The sequence below is a fragment of the Vibrio rumoiensis 1S-45 genome (assembly GCF_000286955.2).
GTDB classification, from domain to species: domain Bacteria; phylum Pseudomonadota; class Gammaproteobacteria; order Enterobacterales; family Vibrionaceae; genus Vibrio; species Vibrio rumoiensis_A.
Genome location: NZ_AJYK02000111.1, coordinates 1 through 1,693, shown reverse-complemented (window position 1 = coordinate 1,693; position 1,693 = coordinate 1). Strand labels below are relative to the sequence as shown.

Sequence of the window (1,693 nt, the reverse complement as noted above, 5' to 3'; positions counted from 1 at the left end):
CCACGATACAAATAACGTGAAAGATATTTTAAGGCAGGTAATCCATAGCCAATGTGCCGACAATCAACTACCCATTTTTGTGGGATATCGTAAGGCAATCTAAGGTTAGGATGAGCCCGAATAGAATCAAGCAACCGAGCTCGCCATACTTTAGCCAGTGCAAACTCATTAAATAGGTAGCGAGAATTACCCTTATGCCATTGATGTTTTTTAGGATCATAAGTGCCGGAAGGTACGATGATATGCAAATGAGGATGAAGATTGCGCCGGCGATTGTGAGTATGCAATACCGCAGTAAAACCAATATCTCTTTTGTGCTGTCGCTTTGCAAAGTCTTTTAAAACGGAGGCGGATATTTTAAACATCATTGGGTATAAAATGTCACTATGGTATTGAGCTATGACACGTAATTCGTAAGGCAAGGTAAAGGTTGCCATAAAATAATGTACGGGCAGTAATTTGTTTTTTTGGCGCGATAGCCAATCGGATGTGGTGGTATGTTGGCATTGAGGGCAATGTCGATGTCCGCAGGACATCGGTATACGGTCGTCATGCTGACAGTGTTGACAAAACCACTGTGAGCACCCTTGCTGAACCGTTCGGCAACGAAGCATGGCGTCGATTGCTCGTTTGGATTCATGCGATAACTTACGCTGATAAGCGTCTAAAAAGTCATCATGATGTTGCTTTAAAATATTAATAAATGTACTCATTTGGGCCCCCAATTGATCTCTAATTTGGACGACAACAGATTGAGGGCAGCAATGGTATCTTTTTGCTTGAGTGGGGTAAGTTGAGTGTATCTTGCCGTTGTATTTAAACTGGCATGCCCGAGTAAATGTTGAAGTGAACGAAGATCGAGTCCTTGCTCAAGTAGATGAGTAGCAAAACAATGACGTAATGAATGAGGACTAATATGCTTATATATCCGGCAATCTTTTAATACTTGTTTGAGTGCTTTTTGTATCCCACCTCGATCCATTGGACTATTGCAACCATTACCTAGACCGGGAAAGATTAAGATGGGATGGTGGTGGGTTTTCCAATAGTTTCGTAATGCATTGAGTACCTGTATCGGTAATGGTATCAGGCGGTCTTTACCACCTTTACCATCACGAATATGTACTTGCATTGCTGTACTATCAATATCATGAATTGTTAATTCCAGGCCTTCACTTAATCGCAAGCCCATACTGTATAGGGTGAAAAAGAAGACTTGATAGCGGTATTGATGAGTATTGTTCAATAATAGGCTGATTTGAGAAGGTGTAAGAATATCGGGTAACCGTTTTACTTGTGGTGGCTTAACAATATTCAGCCATTCCCATTGTTTTTCTATCGTATAACGATAGAAAAATTGCAAACCATTTCGATCCAGTTTAACGGTACTCCATGAGTGAGAGCGTATTAATGCTTCGAAGTATTGCTTTAGATCTTGCGTAGTTAAGATATCGGGTGGGCAATCAAAATAGGCGGATATACGACGTAGCGCACGAGAATAGGCATCAATGGTGGCAGGTCGCTTCCCTTGCAGTGTTAAATTGCTAAGATGTTGCTGATAAAGGTAATCAAAGTGAGCTTGTTGTTTGAGATTCATAATATTTACTCCTGTCGGGTATTACGGTGTGGTAATACATTCAGGAATAAGTATGGTGTTTTAGCTGTTCTGCCGCGTAGCGGCTTCGTTCAACAA

The 1,693-nt window shown here is 41.1% G+C and carries 2 protein-coding genes; both read right to left on the bottom strand.

The window, feature by feature from the left end; translation table 11 throughout:
- The coding region (locus tag A1QC_RS14745; protein WP_017024765.1) for an IS91 family transposase at window positions 1–713 on the bottom strand (713 nt) is incomplete at its 3' end.
- Window positions 710–1,597, bottom strand: coding sequence for a site-specific integrase (locus tag A1QC_RS14740; protein WP_017024764.1), 888 nt, complete (start codon window positions 1,595–1,597; stop codon window positions 710–712). The genes A1QC_RS14740 and A1QC_RS14745, both read right to left, overlap by 4 nt.
- Window positions 1,598–1,693 lie beyond the last annotated feature (96 nt).